The organism is Bradyrhizobium dasycarpum, assembly GCF_042019905.1.
Classification (GTDB): Bacteria; Pseudomonadota; Alphaproteobacteria; order Rhizobiales; family Xanthobacteraceae; genus Bradyrhizobium; species Bradyrhizobium japonicum_B.
The window spans coordinates 4,602,208-4,618,102 of the sequence record NZ_CP169574.1; the positions used below are offsets into that span (position 1 = coordinate 4,602,208).

12 protein-coding genes and 1 pseudogene are annotated in these 15,895 nt (G+C 56.9%); 6 read left to right on the forward strand and 7 right to left on the reverse strand.

The features are described from left to right. The first annotated feature begins 722 nt into the window (after positions 1-722). The 6 genes from ACETMP_RS22020 to ACETMP_RS22045 all read left to right on the forward strand — a co-directional run bounded on the left by ACETMP_RS22020 (position 723) and on the right by ACETMP_RS22045 (position 7,455). The gene (locus ACETMP_RS22020) at positions 723-2,666 is read left to right on the forward strand and encodes a winged helix-turn-helix domain-containing protein (RefSeq protein ID WP_375157842.1); all 1,944 of its coding nucleotides are present in this window, start codon (positions 723-725) and stop codon (positions 2,664-2,666) included. 13 nt (positions 2,667-2,679) lie between these two features. Then, the gene (locus ACETMP_RS22025; RefSeq protein WP_375157843.1) at positions 2,680-3,582 is read left to right on the forward strand and encodes a hypothetical protein; all 903 of its coding nucleotides are present in this window, start codon (positions 2,680-2,682) and stop codon (positions 3,580-3,582) included. Positions 3,583-3,732: 150 nt separating this feature from the next. After that, complete coding sequence (locus tag ACETMP_RS22030) at positions 3,733-4,113, forward strand: nuclear transport factor 2 family protein (protein WP_375157844.1); 381 nt, start codon at positions 3,733-3,735, stop codon at positions 4,111-4,113. Between the two features lie 154 nt (positions 4,114-4,267). Continuing rightward, on the forward strand, positions 4,268-5,101 hold the full coding sequence (locus tag ACETMP_RS22035; protein WP_375157845.1) for a sensor histidine kinase: 834 nt from the start codon (positions 4,268-4,270) through the stop codon (positions 5,099-5,101). A 253-nt stretch (positions 5,102-5,354) separates the two neighbouring features. Beyond that, a complete protein-coding gene (locus ACETMP_RS22040; RefSeq protein ID WP_375157846.1) occupies positions 5,355-6,449 on the forward strand; it encodes a LysR family transcriptional regulator in 1,095 nt (364 codons plus the stop codon). 58 nt (positions 6,450-6,507) lie between these two features. Further along, positions 6,508-7,455 carry a hypothetical protein gene (locus tag ACETMP_RS22045; RefSeq protein ID WP_375157847.1) on the forward strand — a complete coding sequence of 316 codons (948 nt, stop codon included), beginning with the start codon at positions 6,508-6,510 and terminating at the stop codon, positions 7,453-7,455. Between the two features lie 280 nt (positions 7,456-7,735). On the opposite strand, the gene ACETMP_RS22050 is transcribed toward ACETMP_RS22045, so the two are convergent. The 7 genes and pseudogenes from ACETMP_RS22050 to ACETMP_RS22080 all read right to left on the reverse strand — a co-directional run bounded on the left by ACETMP_RS22050 (position 7,736) and on the right by ACETMP_RS22080 (position 15,891). Beyond that, positions 7,736-8,956: an ABC transporter substrate-binding protein gene (locus ACETMP_RS22050; RefSeq protein WP_247564181.1), complete on the reverse strand. Its 1,221-nt coding sequence runs from the start codon at positions 8,954-8,956 to the stop codon at positions 7,736-7,738. Between the two features lie 218 nt (positions 8,957-9,174). Beyond that, positions 9,175-9,429: pseudogene (locus ACETMP_RS22055) on the reverse strand (ATP-binding protein); the annotation flags it as partial. 271 nt (positions 9,430-9,700) lie between these two features. After that, complete coding sequence (locus ACETMP_RS22060) at positions 9,701-11,335, reverse strand: MFS transporter (RefSeq protein WP_375157848.1); 1,635 nt, start codon at positions 11,333-11,335, stop codon at positions 9,701-9,703. A 221-nt stretch (positions 11,336-11,556) separates the two neighbouring features. Further along, entirely contained in the window at positions 11,557-12,777 is a 1,221-nt protein-coding gene (locus ACETMP_RS22065) for an ABC transporter substrate-binding protein (protein WP_375157849.1), read from the reverse strand. A 52-nt stretch (positions 12,778-12,829) separates the two neighbouring features. Then, positions 12,830-14,332 carry an alginate export family protein gene (locus ACETMP_RS22070; RefSeq protein WP_375157850.1) on the reverse strand — a complete coding sequence of 501 codons (1,503 nt, stop codon included), beginning with the start codon at positions 14,330-14,332 and terminating at the stop codon, positions 12,830-12,832. A 51-nt stretch (positions 14,333-14,383) separates the two neighbouring features. After that, positions 14,384-15,067, reverse strand: a complete 684-nt coding sequence (locus tag ACETMP_RS22075) for a YoaK family protein (protein WP_375157851.1) — start codon at positions 15,065-15,067, stop codon at positions 14,384-14,386. 26 nt (positions 15,068-15,093) lie between these two features. Next, a complete protein-coding gene (locus ACETMP_RS22080; protein ID WP_375161961.1) occupies positions 15,094-15,891 on the reverse strand; it encodes an alginate export family protein in 798 nt (265 codons plus the stop codon). Positions 15,892-15,895 lie beyond the last annotated feature (4 nt).

Sequence of the window (15,895 nt, forward strand, 5' to 3'; positions counted from 1 at the left end):
GTCTCCATTATGCAAGTTCGCCGGTCGAGTATGCTCGATTTCCCGTTAGCCCCCGACGAGCCAGCCCGCGAACATATCAAATGACACGGGCTCAGACGCAGTGATGCTAAGCATACCTCCATCGGATCCGGCTTCGCCTGTCAGCTGGCGTAAAAGACTGCAAATTATCGCAGCATGATGCGCCTGGATGATTGCAGAGACTAAAAGGCTTGAACTGGGCGTCACTACTCTGTTTCTCGATGCGCAGACCTTGGATCCGAGTAGAGCAACTCCCCGGCCATTTGCTTGTAATCGGGCCGCTGATCTGGACCTTACTCAACCACGCCGGGTCATCTGCTGATTTCCAGAATACCGACTTGCACTGCGTTGGCTAGGCGATCTGACCGTCATCAGTCGGCACGCCTAGCCGATGGTGCTGGGGAAGATTAAAGTCTATACTTCGTCACCGCGGCCTCCAAAAATGACTTTAGAGGCGGCATTGCTATACTGGGCCAGCTCACGATGCGAGTGACGGTTCTGCACTCGCACCTTGTCAATCATGCACAAGCGCGTAATCCCTGCTGATGCTTGGAGAGGTACGACGTAAACTGTCCGGCTGGCGAGCCTCCCCGCCACCGCTTGAAGGCACGCCTGCACGGACATTTGGCCGCACTGCAGCAGGGAACATTCACCGGCCGATATAATCCGCCACCAGATTTTTTGACCGGCCAGGATACCTGCCGATGCCCCATGTGGGTAACCGATCTGACGATGATATCCTCGTCTTTGGCCCCTTCAAATTGTTTATGGCCAAAAGAGAGCTGAAGCACGGCGACGTGCCAATCGCTATCGGCAGCCGAGCGATTGATCTCCTAATCGCATTGGTTGCGAGGGCTGGTCAGGTCGTCAGCCATCGAGATTTGATGGCGCAGGTTTGGCCTGGCGTCACTGTGGAAGAGGCCAATCTGCGCGTACATATTGCCGCGCTTCGCAGAGCGCTCGGAGACACTGGCACCAACAGCCGCTACATCTCGAACGTGACCGGCAGGGGATATACCTTTGTCGCACCGGTCGAGCGCATCTACACGGAGACGGCGCCTTCTCAGGCCGACGTGGCCCCCGCCTTAGTGCACAGCAATACGCTGCCAGCACGCGTTGTGCAGCCTGTGGGGCGTGATGAAACGGTTCGCACTTTGCTGGCGCAACTGACAATGTGGCGCTTCATAAGCATCGTGGGGCCCGGCGGCGTGGGCAAAACGACAGTCGCACTTACTGTCGCGCAAGCGTCGATGCAAGGGTTTAGTGGGGCGGTCTTCTTCGTCGATTTCAGTTCAGTTACAGATCCGAGGTTCGTCCCGGGGGCGGTCGCATCTTCGCTCGGCTGTACGTTGCATTCTCACGACCCATTTCCTTCGCTCCTGGGTTGGCTGAAAGACAAGCGGGCTCTTCTCGTCCTCGACAATTGCGAGTCGGTAGTAAGGGCCGCAGCAGAACTGGCCCAGCGAGTCATAGGCGCGGCACCACAAGTCCATATCCTTGTAACCAGCCGTGAGGCTTTGCGAGCCGAAGGGGAGCATGTGCACATTTTGAGCTCGCTCGACTGTCCGCCGGAGAAGCCCGATTTAACGGCGGAAGAAGCGCTTCGTTATCCGGCCACGCAGCTGTTTATCGACCGAGCGGCAGCAGCCGGGCATAGAGCGAAACTGGCCGACGCCGACGCGGCAGTCGTGGCGAGGATATGTCGCAGGCTGGATGGCATCGCGCTTGCGATCGAGCTCGCCGCCAGTCGCGTCGGAACACATGGAATTCGGGGAACAGAAGGACTTCTGGACAACCGTTTTGGACTAGCTTGGAAAGGGCGTCGCACCGCTCTGCCGAGGCACCAAACTCTTACGTCAATGCTCGATTGGAGCTACAGATTGCTTTCGGCACGCGAGAAGCTGATCCTCTGCAGGCTGTCCGTTTTTGTTGGGGCATTTACTGCCGACGCGGCCTGTGAAGTGGCTGCTGACGGCGACACGAAAGATGAAAGCATAGTCAATGACCTCGCGGGACTACTCGCGAAGTCCTTGCTGTCCGCGACGTCCACTGGGGGCGCGACATACTACCGATTGCTGGATATTACACGCTCTTACGCTTCAACAAAGCTTGAGGAGCGCGGCGAGACAGAGAATGTTTGCAGGAAGCACGCCATGAGCTTCTGCCGACTTCTCGAGCATGACGCAACATTACAGTCGGAAGGAGAGCATGATCTTTCTGCCTATAAGCCGCTCGTCGGCAACATTCGAGCGGCCCTTGGCTGGGCTCTGTCAGACCGAGGAGAGCCCGCTATCGGAGTGAAACTGGCGGTCTCCGCAGTACCTTTGCTGATCGGCTTATCCTTGCTCAGCGAATGCGGCGAGTGTTGTGCGAGGGCCCTCGCCCTCCTACCCGAAGAGGATCGAGGCAGCAGGGCGGAGATGGTCCTCCAAGAGGCGCTGTCGTACTCTTCGATGTTCACGAAGGGCAACAGCGACGAGGGTTCGCGCCGCTCTCGATCGTGGGCTCGCGCTCGCCGAGAAATTCAAGGATGCCAACCGTCAACTTCACTTCTTGTCCGGATTGAACGCATTTCTCTACAGAACCGGCGATTTTCGCAGTGCCTTAGCGGTGGCAGGGCGCGCAAAGGCCGTCGCAGAACTTGCTAACGAGAGCGCCGGGATGGTCACGGCAGAGTGGATGCTGGGCATCGCTCACCATTGCGTCGGGGACCAGGCGGAGGCAGAACGACATTGTCAGGCTGGCATGATCAGGGCCGTCGAACTCTCCGTTTTCAATCCGAGATTTTTCCGGTACGACCATCGCATTCGGGCCCTCGTCGGATTGGCAGGCGCATTGTGGCTGCGGGGATATCCGAGAAGAGCCCTCAGGACGGCACAGGAAGCCATCGACGAAGCAGCTGTCCGAAATCGACCTGTGTCCGTCTGCATGTCTCTCTACACCGCCCAGGCTTTCTTCAGAGCCGGGGCATTGGAGCGCGCACGCGAGTTGGCCGAGAGACTGATCGAATACGCCGCACAATTTGCACTTGACCCGTTTCGCGCGGTTGGCATCGGTCTAAAGGCGGAGTTCGAGATCGCGAGCGGGGATGTACATGCCGGAGTTGGAAGGCTTCGAGAAGCAATTCGACTCCTCCAATCAGAACAGCACAATGTTCTCTATACAATATTTTGCGGTGCTCTTTCCGAGGGTCTACAAAACATAGGGGAATATGACGAGGCGCTAATCGTTGCCAATACAGCGATCGATGAGGCGATCACGTCCGGAGCGGCACTAGAACTAGCCGAGCTACTTCGACTAAAGGCTAATGTTTTGGCCACCGGCACCCCAGCAAACAGGGCTGCTGCCCTAGACATACTCGATCAATCGCTCCGCGTCGCTCGTGAACAGAGCGCGCTGGCGTACGAGTTGCGCTCGGCGACGACCCTTGCGCGTCTACTCTCGAAGGAAGGGCAGCGCCTCCGAGCCAAACAGGTGCTTTCTCCCATTTATGGCCGCTTTACGGAGGGGTTCGACACGCCCGATCTTGTGTCCGCGAATGTGGTTTTGAAAGGCTTGGAGTAAAAATCGAAGACTGGTACCTCGCCCCTCCTTGCCTGCGCCCACAGAGCTAATCATTGCCAATTTTCACTTTTTTACACCATACAACGGGCCCTATCCGACTGAATCGGGCATGATTTTGCAGTGCGTCGAAGAGCAACGAACCTTAAAATTATGAGCCCTCAGTCTTACAGAAGCGGAACCGTTGCATTGCATCCGCCAGTTGCAACCTTCGTTGAGGCAGTAAACACCTTTGACCTCGAATGGCTGTTGGCGACATTTGCAGACGACGCCCTCGTAAACGATCAGTTACGCGAATACTCGGGAGCGACAGCTATACGGCAGTGGGCTGTAAGAGACGTCATAGGCGAGCGACTCACCATGGCGGTCACTAATGTCGTAGAGCGACATTGCAACCTGTCCGTTACCGCGAACGTCGATGGAAATTTTGACAAGCGCGGCTTGCCCGATCCTTTGGTGGTTAGCTTCTACTTCTCCACCTGCAATGATCTCATCGTTCAATTGATTATACTGCGCAAGCTAGGTGACATCTGACGCGTCGGCAGCCTGCTGCCCCTTTGCTTGCTGGGCTTACCGAGGGACGAAAATTTACAGCGTCTTAGAACGCTTAACTCGCCATCGCAGTCGACTGGCGCGATTATGTCCAAAGCACAAAGGTTTTCCATTCCTATCAGCAGAGGGAACAGCCATGCGCGATGTGACAAACGTGATCGTACGAGAGGAACGAACCTCCGGCTTGAAAGTCCCTGATGCCACTCCGCAACAGGAAATTTGGACGGTCCAGCCGCAGCCACACCGTTGCTCAAACTTTGAATCAGTCCTGCTTGCCATTGCTGGGCACGATCTGCGCCAGCCGTTGCAAGTTGTTCAAAGCGCTCACGAGCTTCTCGGGATGGGAATTCGAACGAGTTCGGAACTAAGGCACCTTCGAACGGGCCAAGATGCAATTGACCGTCTGAAAGGACAATTGGCGCAGCTGCAGACAGCCTTGCGGATCCGAGAGCACACAAAAGGGGTAGACTTAAGCCTTCTCTGCCTCAACCCAATTTTGAAGCAAGCTTGCCGCGACAACGAGGAGGCGGCCATTCGTAAAGGCATTTGCCTTCGCATGGTTCCAAGCGACCAGAGCATCATGAGCGACGGACTGCTGCTAGGGGCTGCCCTAGGCAACCTGGTGAGCAACGCAGTCAAGTATACCCGACCCGGGGGGCGCATACTCGTCGGCTGCAGGCGCTCCGGTTCCGATCTCCGGATCGATATCTATGACACAGGAGTCGGCATTCGCAGGGATCAAATGCCGAAAATTTTCGATGCATTCACTCGCCTTGACACGCCAGGAATTGATGGGCTTGGCATTGGGCTCTTTATCGTACGGCACGCCCTCGCTGTACTCGGGCACCGAATAGAGTTCGCGTCGAACCCCTCGCGGGGATCTCGCTTCTCCATTTTTGCACCTTTGCGGAAAGACGGCCACCTCGAGCAGTCTGCACGCACACGACAGTTTAAGCGAAAAGCGATCTAGAACAAATGAAGGTTCGTGGCCAGCCAAGAAGCGTCCGGCCGCACACGCCAGTGTCTGCCTCTTGTGCACGGAAGGTATCTGCGCGCCGCGGACTACAATGTCGCTCCGGCTTAGCTTGTTCTCCTACAAGGCTGGAGCCGCCCAGGCGCGCCGTAAACCTCCGGGTTCTGGAGGCTGTCATGCGCGCTACATTGTGGCCCGTCCTTCGGAGTCAAGTGAAACGTAGAAATATGTTCAACTTCGGGGTATGCATATGACTATAACGATCAACAAACTCGACCTTAACTTGCTGCGCGTCTTCGATGCAGTCATGGAAGAACGGAGTGTTCTGCGGGCCAGCCAGAGGGTTTGCCTTAGCCAGTCCGCTGTTAGCCATGCTCTCGCTCGACTAAGGCAAATGCTCGAGGACGAGTTGTTCATTCGCACACCGACCGGAATGCAACCGACTGCGCGCGCCCTCGAAATGGCGCCGCTGGTTCGTGAGGCATGGCAGTCGCTGGAGAAGGCGATCGGTCCCGCAAAATTCGACCCAGCCAGTTCAAGCAGGCGCTTCACAATTGCCGTAAGCGACTTCGTCGCCACTGTTATGGTGCCGAACTTGCTCGACCTCATCAGGCATGAGGCGCCGCAAATCGATCTGGTCATCCGATCGGATAGCAGGATAGATCTCGCCGAGCAGATCGACCTAGGTCAGATAGATTGCGCCATTGGCACCTTTTCTGAGCCACCTACTCGCTTCCGATCGAGCTCGCTTTTTGACTACGACGATGTTCTGATGGTGAATTCTTCGCGAAAGCTCGGCAAGCTGACGCCTGATGTGCTCTCCGGCCTCTCTGTTGCAGTTGTTTCATTACACGGACAACACGAAGGGCTTGTTGATGGGTTCGTATGCGAGCGGGGACTGACACGACGATCCGAGATGTACGACCGAGGCGCGTTCGAAGACGCCTTTTCAGCAGTGCCGCACGGTCCGCGCAAAACAATCTTGCTGCCGCACTTCCTTGCCTTGCCCAAGCTACTTGAACAGACGGATGTGACGGCCATTGTACCCAGACCACTTGCTAAGTCACTGGCTTCGACGCACGCCTTATCAGTACGCGAACTGCCATACAAAACTCCCACCGTGGAGGTCAGTGTGTTGTGGCACGAGCGCACTATCAAAGAGCCATCGCAAGAGTGGTTGCGCAACATACTAAAGCGAGCCAGTGAGCCGCTGCGCACCAATTCGATTCAGTCCAATGGTGTTGCTGGTGCCCGAGCGAAGGCTTTCCAGTCCACACCAAATTCTGCCCCGCGGCTGGTTACCTCGAAAGCAGTCGCTCTCGGCGAAAGCTCGGTGGCCTTGTGAGTCACAGTAGATCCTTCTTCTAAGTCTAACCACCTTCCCAGCTCGGGACGAACGTCCAATGGACATCCTCCGGGATTTTTTCGCAAGTAAGCCGCTGGTGCGTTCGGCGACGGTGATTGGCCTACTCCTTGGCCTTACGGCGGCAACACACTACTCCAGCGCAGAACAAGCATCGACTTCGATTCGCCAGTCGATCGCGTCCGCCATTCCTGACGTTCCCGCTTCTGTCTTCGAGCAACGCAAGTTGCCGATGCGATTTACTTGGGTCGCGTGCCGGCCAGATTGCCGAGGATGGATCACTGCCGATGGCATCGTCACCGCTGACACGCCCCATGAATTCGAGGCGTTTGCACGTGAGCACGATGTGGTCGGTGCAACCGTCGTACTGAATTCCAGCGGCGGTTCTGTGAACGACACGATTGCGCTGGGACGACGCTGGCGCGACCTCGCCATCCGGACGACGGTGGGGGTCAGCCTAGAAGCGAGCGGAGGTCAGGCCTACATTGCACCTCAGGCATATTGCGAATCCATGTGTGCATTCCTGCTGCTCGCCGGTAAACTGCGCTACGTGCCGGATGCCGCCCATGTCAAGCTACATCAGATATGGATAGGTGATCGAGCGCACGACGCTGCTGCGGGAAGCTACAGCGCTCAGGAAATCACAATCATTGAACGAGATATCGGCCGGCTCGCAAAATACACGTTTGACATGGGTGGCGACGGCGAACTGCTTTCTCTTTCGATGAGCGTACCGCCCTGGGCAGAACTTCATGAAGTATCTCCTGCAGAATTGCGTTTGACAAACCTAGTGACAGCTCGGTCCGCTGCCGAAGTATTCGCGCCGAAGTCAGGCCTTTCTTTCCTGACTGGGAGCAAAGCAAGATCATTTGGCCTTCCGCTTGCTCACGTCGAAGGTACTTTCGAGTCACCGTTGCCCCAAACACATGCAGAAGGCAATCGAGCAGCAGGTGCCTCCGGCGCCTTCGAGACGGCGGCCAAGCGTTGAGGTTTTCTCGAAGTAAAAGGTGATTTATCGACAGGCACCTGTTCGCGGCCTCTGGCCTTGAGCCGTCGTGATCGGGGGACACGGAGATTGACGACGCTCCGCATGGGCCCTGAGTATGACAGCTGGCAGCATGCATCGAGGTGAAGGAGCGAAAATCGGCCGGAATCCCGGTGCGACCGGGACAGGCTAAGTCAGAGGCGGCGATCCTAATTCCTCGTCGCCTCTGATCAAAAACATTCGAGACGACCCTTGCCGAACTCTTACAGGTTTGCCAGCGATGTCAGTTCTGGGGCGAGGCGTTCATGACCTCACCAAACAGCGTAAAAGACGATTTGCCGTCGAACCGTTGCAACTGAAGTGACTCAATGGGATAGAAATCGGTGGCGCTCGTATGGAGCTTTACGCCGGGCAACAGCATCGGAATATGAACATCAAGCTTCAGCGTCTGCTCCATTACATTTTCCCGCGTCAGGTCGTCACCACACTGCTCAATCAGCTTCACCAACGACGCGCCCAGGAGATATCCTGCGAGATTGAAGGTATCCGACGTGCTGGCGCCCGACCGGAATCTGCTCATAAAGGCCACATAGTCTCGATACTCGGTGTCGCCCGCCCACTGCGGATCACTTGGATCCTTGAAGTAAGTCGAAGAGATAAGACCCTCTGCTTTTTCCGGCCCCGCTGGTACCATCACTCCAGCAACCGAAGCCGACGCATACGAAAGAAACTGCTGGGGTTTCCAGCCGATATCGTGGGCCACCCGAATAGATTGCGCCGCGAATTTCGACGTCGAAGCATTGATCAGGATATCTGCGCCGCTTGCCTTTAGTATTCCAATCTGGGAGTCAACAGTTGGTTCCGATAGCTCATAGCTTTGCACCGCAACGAGCATTGACTTGGCCTTTTCGCCAAGCTCCTTCTGAACTCCGCGAACGTAATCTCTTCCCAAGTCGTCATTCTGATAGAAGATCGCGATTCTCGCATTTGGCGCGTGTTGCAGAATATATTGCGTGTAAATTCGCGCTTCGGCTTCGAACGTGGGTAGCCAACCAATTGTCCATGGATAGTTGGCCCGATCACCAAATGTGGCTAGTCCGCTGGCAGCAAATACAGTCGGTACTTTATTGACGTTTAGGTATCTCCGAATAGCCAGGTTAGACGGCGTTCCCAAGGGCGATGCGATGAAGAATACTTGATCCTGCTCAACCAGCCGGCGGATCTGTTCCACGGCTTTGGGCGGACTATAGCCATCATCGAGTGACAGCAGGCTAAGGCGTCTTCCTCGTATGCCTCCATGTTCGTTGATCATACTGAAATAAGCGGCCATGGTCAGACCTACGGCACCAAACGCGGAGGCCGGCCCGCTGTACGGCATCGTTTGTCCAAGCTTAATCTCGGTGTCCGACACGCCCGGGCCGTATTGCTTGGCGGCTCGCGCCCCCACGAGCGGCCATCCTGCTGCCGCTCCGCCGAGAAGGCTGATGAATTCGCGTCGTTTCATAATAGTTGCGAGTGCAGGGGAGTTGCCTCTGCGACAGATCTTAGCACTCCCGTTTTCAGGAAGCACCTGCAGTTTATGGGTTCCAAACGGGGAACAGTGTTAATCGCGGAGTCAGCGTCGCACCGTGCGTTATTGGCAAACGTGACGTCCCCGCACAAAATATACTGAGCGGCGTCGGCGCCGGGATTGCGCGGACGAGACGAGTGCCGGCGGGATGATCGCGGCCGTTTTGAACGCCAGCTGTGGTTGCCGGTCTCGACAGCCTCGCAGTGATGATTCAGACGGTCAGCGGCAGCGCCTCGTCATCTTGGCATCGCCGGACACACGCGGCCATTCGCCGGATTCCGGATTGTTGGCGGCAATGACTGAGGTTCGCTCGCAAGGCCGACCGATGAGCTTCTGCCGGATTCGGCGAACGGCAGATAGCCCAGCTCGTCGAGAACGATGAAGTCCATGCTGGCCAAACGTTCGGCCGCCTCGACTGACGTGGATTCGACTGCGTCTGGATCGCTCAATCGGCGTCCGGAAGCGTCCGACCCGCAAAGAGATCATCCGTTGGCGGACTACCGATGCGCAAGTCGGTGACGGTCCGGCCAAGATCGGCGATAGCAAGAAGCGCCAAATCCAGACTTTATGTATAGTTGGCTATCGGCTGTTGGGGAGCGCCAATATGGATAACGGATCTTGGCGCCATCCAACCGGGAATAGCGAAGCACGCTTTTGTTGTGGCTGGCCAGGTCAGGATCATCCATCTGAGGCTTCAGAACCAAGACCTGCAGCAACGAAATGGGTCACCTTCGGCTCGGCCTCAGCATCGTATTGGCGAACGACGTCTTGGACCACGCGATCCGCATTCGTAACGCGCTCGTGTTGTCTCAAATGCTCAAGCCATGATGCTACAAGGAACGTTTCCAGGAAACGCCCCTTCTGGGCGGCGTCTTCAAAGATGTCCCAGGCGCACGCGCCATCCCGTCGCCGCTGCTGGCCAAGCGCCTGCAGGGCTGTCAGAAAGGCCCGACGCCGTTCAGGATTGATGTGGTATTCGACCGTTACCAGTACTGGTCCGCGATCTGGCTCGGCGTCAATCGTGAGAACCGGAACTGGCCAATGCATGGAGGGCGTGAGGTCAATTTCTGCGCCACCTTGCAGCTTCCACGACCAGCTCAACACAATTCCAATCAAGGCACCGGCGGACGCGATGAAGTGAGCAGCCGGCAGGCCTGCTACCGAGGCAACCTGTCCCCAGATCACGCTGCCCGCCGCCATGGCACCAAAAAACACAGTTACGAACATGGCAAGTCCGCGGCCGCGTACCCAGTCAGGCAGCGAAACTTGCGCCGAGACGTTGAGGGTCGCCAAAACCAAAATCCAAGAAACACCGGCGATGAGGCAGGCGACCAGCGCGATCACGGATTCGCGGGCGATGCCGAAAAGGACGAGGCTGATGGCAGTGCCAACAGTGCCGAGTGCCACGAGCCGATCGGGTCCCAAGGTCGCTTTCATCCAGGGCAGGCCGAATGCTCCGCCGACTGCCCCCGCTCCGATAGCGCCCAGTAGTATGCCGTAAAGTGCGGGCCCCCCTGCAATCTGATTACGCGCGACAAGCGGAAGCAGCGCCCAATAGGTGCTCGCAAAGAAGAAGAAGCTGGCAGCTCTTATCAGAGTTGCCCGCAGATGCGGATTGTACCAGGCATGGCGAAGTCCGACGACCAAGGCGCTTGTCAGACGTTCCGCAGGAAGCGCATGACCGCCGGAAATGGGCGGTCGCCACCACCACAGAGCTCCGATAACGCCGAAATTGCTCAGCGCGTTCAACCAGAACGGCGCGGCGATTCCCATTCCGCCGATGATCACACCGCCCAGTGCAGGTCCGATCGCCCGGCTGATGTTGACGCCAACGCCGTTGCTTGCCACCGCCGCTGCCAAATCCTGCCTCGGCACAAGGCTAGGCACCACCGACTGCCACGCCGGTGCGGTAAAAGCTGCGCCCGCGCCCAGGAGGAAAGTAAACAAGAGCAGGACTGGCGGGTTCATGAGGCCCAGCCAGACGAGCACGGCACTCGCCGCTGCAACCAACGTGACCACGATTTCCGTAAGGATCAGAAAGCGACGCTTGTCGACGATGTCCGCCAGCGCGCCCGCGGGAAGCGCCAAGAGAAACATGGGAAGGCTGCTTGCCACTTGGACAAGAGATACACTCAGCGGATCGGTATCCAGGCTCGTCATCAGCCAACCAGATGCCGCATTGTACATCCAGGTACCGACATTGGAGACTACGGTGGCCAGCCAAACCACTGTGAACGACCTGTGGCGAAATGCGTTCCAAGGCAACGTGCTCGGCGGGTTCGCTGGTTGCGTTGCTTGCTGTCCCGTCGCCATCTAGGTTCGCTCCACTCAAATTCAGGTGCAACAGTCCCGCGCCGCCGCAGTCTGCCAGTCAACTGGGGCGGCACACCCGCACTGCATCACGGCCGCCGATTACGTTAATGTAGATGATGAAGATGGTAGCGCCCTCGCTTGCCCGTGCAGATCGATACCCGATCGAATTTCGCGGAGACATGGCCGTGTCAGACGATAGATCGCCGCCCTCACCTCTCGATCTAGTGCTTCGTCGGACCGAGAAATGCGCTATCGATCACGTCACCAATTGGCTGCCAGATCCTGCCGTCAAACTGCACAAGCCGCACCTGCTTGATCGGCCGAAAGTCGTTTGGTCCGGTACTTATTCTAATTCCGGGGAGCGTGACCGAGCTTTGAAAGTCCTTCAACGACGTGGCCTGTCGCATGATGTTCTCGCGCGAGAAGTCATCGCCACATTGTTCGAGCACTCGCGACAGGGTTTCGGAAGCAGCGTAACCAAAGAGAACGTTGCTATCTCGCTTGTCGCCATCGGTATAGTACGTATCCATGAACGTTGAGAACCGCTTGATTCCCTCATCGTCTTTCCAGACCGGATCGGCCGCATCTTTCAAGAACGATGTAGAGACAATTCCCGCCGTGTTCTGCACGCCAGCCTGCGTCAGAGCGCGCAAAGCAGGCGCGGCCACATTGGTGAGGATGACAACCGGGTGCCAATCAATATCCGCCAACCTTCTTATAGCGAGTTCAGCCGTGTTCGGCGACCCCGCGAAGAGTAGGACTCCTGCTCCCGATGCTCTCAGAAAATCGATCTGTCCATCGATAGATCGGTCCAACATGTCGAAAGTACTGTCGGCTACGATCATGCGCGCCCAATCCGCCATGCCCTCCTGCAGACCCATCAACAGATCGCGCCCGAACTGATCGTTCTGCCAGAGCACCGCGAGCTTGCGGTCCGGATAAAATGCCTGCACAAAATTCGCGTAAATACGCCCTTCCGTCCGAAACGAAGGCTGCCAGCCCATTGTCCAGGAAAAGGCTGCCGGCTTATTCCACTCTTCGTTACCGGAAGCGGCGAATAGCTGCGGTATCTTGTTCTCGTTGAGGTAGGAGCGCACGGCCAAGTTGCCCGGTGTTCCGAATGAGCCAAAAATCAGGAGCACATTATCGACGTCGACTAACCGGCGGGTCTCGTTCAGGGCCGTCCTTGGATTCGAACCGTCATCACGCGAAATGAACTTCACCTTCCGGCCATTGATGCCTCCGCGGTCATTGATCATTTCGAAAAAGGCAGATTCGGTCTTTCCGATAGCTGAAAACTCCGTCAAGGGACCGCTATACGGCATGATGTTGCCGACGCGGATTTCACTATCGCCCATATGTTCCGTCTCCGGAGCAGCGAGCGAGAGCATCGGTACGACAAGCAGCTGTGCTACCACCACGGCCTTAAGGATCATGCGCATTTTTTTGGCTCCCTTCGCAAAATTACCTTCACTTTGCGTGCGCTATCGCAATTTAGAACTTCAGCATCGCCTCGACGCCCACGAAGTGAGCGGTCTTGGATGGGCCAGTATCCCGTATAAACTGCCCGGGCACGAACACGGAGTAGGACAGTGCAGCGCTGAACCAAGCGACAGGCTGCCACCCGAGTATGACATCGGTCTGCGTACCGATGTAGCGGGAACGGCTGTCGTCCGAACGTCGCAAGAGGTCACCACCAGGACCGTAGATTCCGTCGCCAAGACTTTCGCGCCAATAGAAGACGGCCGCTAGATCGAGTGTCCATTGCGTATCCAGCTGAAGCGTGAGCGTTGGATGAGCATTGATCAGGTTGTATGGCCCGATCAGGCCGATTTCGCCGAAATACTTTCCCTTGGGGAGTAGTGGATTGAAGGTCTCTAGAACGGGGTCATTTGGATTACGGTCGCCACTGATGATGTTGGCTCGCACGCCAAAACGCGGGCTGAAGGTCACGCCGGCGAAGGTGTAGCCCGTATCGGAGGCAATCGACCAGGCGCGGATATCCCCGCGACCGAAATGGCCAAACTGAGCCATACCTTCGAAATTCCAGTCCCAACCCGTAGAGGCACCGAAAAAGCGGCTGCCGATAGTGTGCCGCAATTCCTCTCCGCGCCCTTGATTGAATTCCGCAAGGGCGTTTTGGTAGCCGATGTAGTAGACATCAAAGCCTGGCTTGGAGCTGATCTCGGAGAATTGGCCAGTTGCATAAATTGACCAGAGTGATCGGTCTGGATCGAAACGATCATTGAAGCTACCGACTAGGTTTCGGACCGGTCGCGCATAGAGCGCGTCGACCCGCCATGGAGCTGATTGAATCGAAGCCAGCGCCGTGTCGAACGAACGAGGCACATTCGGGCCGTATCGCAAACTGATCAATCGCTCCGTGCCATAAGACAGAAGTTGTCGCCCTCCCCGCAAGGTAAGATCGGTCCCACTGACCAATGGCAGCTTGATATCCGCAAAACCCTGGAGCAGTTCAGCGCCCGTGGCGTCGATACCCCCAACTGCCTCCTTGTCGGTGACCCAGGCGCCAATCACCTGCCCGAACAGGCGCAGGTTTGATCCGAGATGCAGATCCGCATATGGTAACGTCCGGTACCACTGATACTCATTCACCGAAAGTTCGCCCCAATTATATTGGCGATATGCCTCCTCCCTGAACCGGAGCTCAAGGCCGAGCGAGAGATAAGCATCGTCACTGAAACTTAGCGGAACGTACTTGTATCGTTCCCACCACGCTCCAGTCCGTTTTGCCGGATTTCGCAAATAGGAATAATCCTCGTCATATCGCAGGTTAGTCGTTTTCAGCGAAGTGACATGCGCGTCTTCCCTTCCAACGACTTCCGCTGGTTGTGCGCTGGCGGGTATCGTAAGGGCAAGCACCGCGGAGATCATCATTGCCGCCAAAGCCGCAGCCACGCGGCTGGCACTAGCGCCCAATTTTCTGGCTCCGAAAACTTCGGAGCGACACACATCTCTGATGGAGTCGACCCGCATCTTCCAGCTCTCGCTTCGAATTCCCACCTCGAATCTGGAATGAACTGAAAGTCAGATTCTCTCTTCTTTCTTCGTCGACTCCCGTAGTCGAACAAGCAGCGAAAGTCCGCCTAACACCGGTGGCACTAGGAAGCACCAAACATTGTAGTGCGCGTACGAGAGAGCCGCAGCGGCGCACCCGAGAGCGAAAATGATGACATTTTTGGACATCATTGCCACCCGCGCCTTGATTTGGTCACTCGACGCTTTGTCCCGTGCGTACATCATGTCCGCGAGATCGATCATGATCTGCGTCGTCGTGCCTGTCATCAGGGTCGAGGGAGGTACGCTTCCGAGATAGACCCGGTGCGCCGCGTTCTGGATCGCCATGGCCGCGACGAGCACCATCCCGGTAGTCACGGCCTGCAAGCTGTCGCCATTCTGGAAAGGCCCGAACTTGATCGCGAGCCCGGCGCCCACGATCAACAGGAGGACCTTGAGGCCTAGCATGGCTTCGAAGACGAAGCGCCAGCGCGGCGTTAGCGCGGAGCTAAGCAGGCGGACGGCCATCACGACGGCGCAGAAGATCGGGAGCGCGAGGAGTTTCGCAACGGCTCCGGAGGTGCCAAGAACAAGCGAGGCACCAAACGTCACGAAATTCCCGGTCACATGAGCTGTGAAAAGGCCTTGCAATGCAAGAAAGCCTGCCGTGTCGACATAGCCCGCGGTTAGACTCAAGAGAAACGGCACGATCATCGGACTTCCGCTCGGCGCCGGTTGCACTACCATCCCCGTTTGATCTCGACGCCAACATAGTTCGAGTCGTGGGCGCCGGCTTTGCGCAAAGTGTCGCCGACCGCGAAGTGCACCGCCTCGACCGCGAAGGAAGTTGCCCGGTCTATAGTCCAATCGAGGCGAACCTGGCCATAGCTTCCGGTATAGGCGCCGGGCCGCCCGGCAGTGTTCGGGACCGGTATATCGGGTTGGGTGTAGATCGCATCCGCGGTGTTCTGGCGCCACTGCGCCGCAGCTGCGAACATGAGCTTCACTGACGGACTCAAACTCAACGTCAGGGACGGCTTGGCATGAAAGAGGTTTGTGTAGCCGGTGTAACTTGCAAGCGTAAAATAGTAACCGTTGGGAAATAGCGGATTGAATGTCCCAAAGCTCCCTTTACTATTGCCGTCACCGGATGCGGCGTCGAGTTGAATGCCCACTCTGGGGCTAAAATTCACATCGGCAAAAGTGTACCCAGCGAGTGAGCCGACAGCCCAGGCCTTGATCGGCTCGTTACCAATCCATCCGGTCTGTCCCATCACCTCAAGGTCAAAATCGAAATGATTGGCGTTCCCGTTCAGATGAACATCTAGAATGTCTCTTCGCTCGTCGCCGGACGCATTTGCAAACCGCGCATTCGCCTGTGTGAAATTGGCATAGTAGCCGGCGATAAACAGGGACTCGGAAAACTTATACTCTGCCCGGGCCATTCCGAAGGTCTGCGCGGTGACGCTACTGTAATCATCGAATACTGTGTTGTCGCGAACCTGGACCGGCAGGCTGTAAAGGTAATAAACCGCCAGGGTC

What these genes read in the sequence shown, in the direction of transcription:
- ACETMP_RS22020 (WP_375157842.1), top strand. Translation starts at nt 723, where the DNA reads ATGCCCCATGTGGGTAACCGATCTGACGATGATATCCTCGTCTTTGGC.
- ACETMP_RS22025 (WP_375157843.1), top strand. Translation starts at nt 2,680, where the DNA reads ATGGTCACGGCAGAGTGGATGCTGGGCATCGCTCACCATTGCGTCGGG.
- ACETMP_RS22030 (WP_375157844.1), top strand. Translation starts at nt 3,733, where the DNA reads ATGAGCCCTCAGTCTTACAGAAGCGGAACCGTTGCATTGCATCCGCCA.
- ACETMP_RS22035 (WP_375157845.1), top strand. Translation starts at nt 4,268, where the DNA reads ATGCGCGATGTGACAAACGTGATCGTACGAGAGGAACGAACCTCCGGC.
- ACETMP_RS22040 (WP_375157846.1), top strand. Translation starts at nt 5,355, where the DNA reads ATGACTATAACGATCAACAAACTCGACCTTAACTTGCTGCGCGTCTTC.
- ACETMP_RS22045 (WP_375157847.1), top strand. Translation starts at nt 6,508, where the DNA reads ATGGACATCCTCCGGGATTTTTTCGCAAGTAAGCCGCTGGTGCGTTCG.
- ACETMP_RS22050 (WP_247564181.1), bottom strand. Translation starts at nt 8,956, where the DNA reads ATGAAACGACGCGAATTCATCAGCCTTCTCGGCGGAGCGGCAGCAGGA.
- ACETMP_RS22060 (WP_375157848.1), bottom strand. Translation starts at nt 11,335, where the DNA reads ATGGCGACGGGACAGCAAGCAACGCAACCAGCGAACCCGCCGAGCACG.
- ACETMP_RS22065 (WP_375157849.1), bottom strand. Translation starts at nt 12,777, where the DNA reads ATGCGCATGATCCTTAAGGCCGTGGTGGTAGCACAGCTGCTTGTCGTA.
- ACETMP_RS22070 (WP_375157850.1), bottom strand. Translation starts at nt 14,332, where the DNA reads ATGCGGGTCGACTCCATCAGAGATGTGTGTCGCTCCGAAGTTTTCGGA.
- ACETMP_RS22075 (WP_375157851.1), bottom strand. Translation starts at nt 15,067, where the DNA reads ATGATCGTGCCGTTTCTCTTGAGTCTAACCGCGGGCTATGTCGACACG.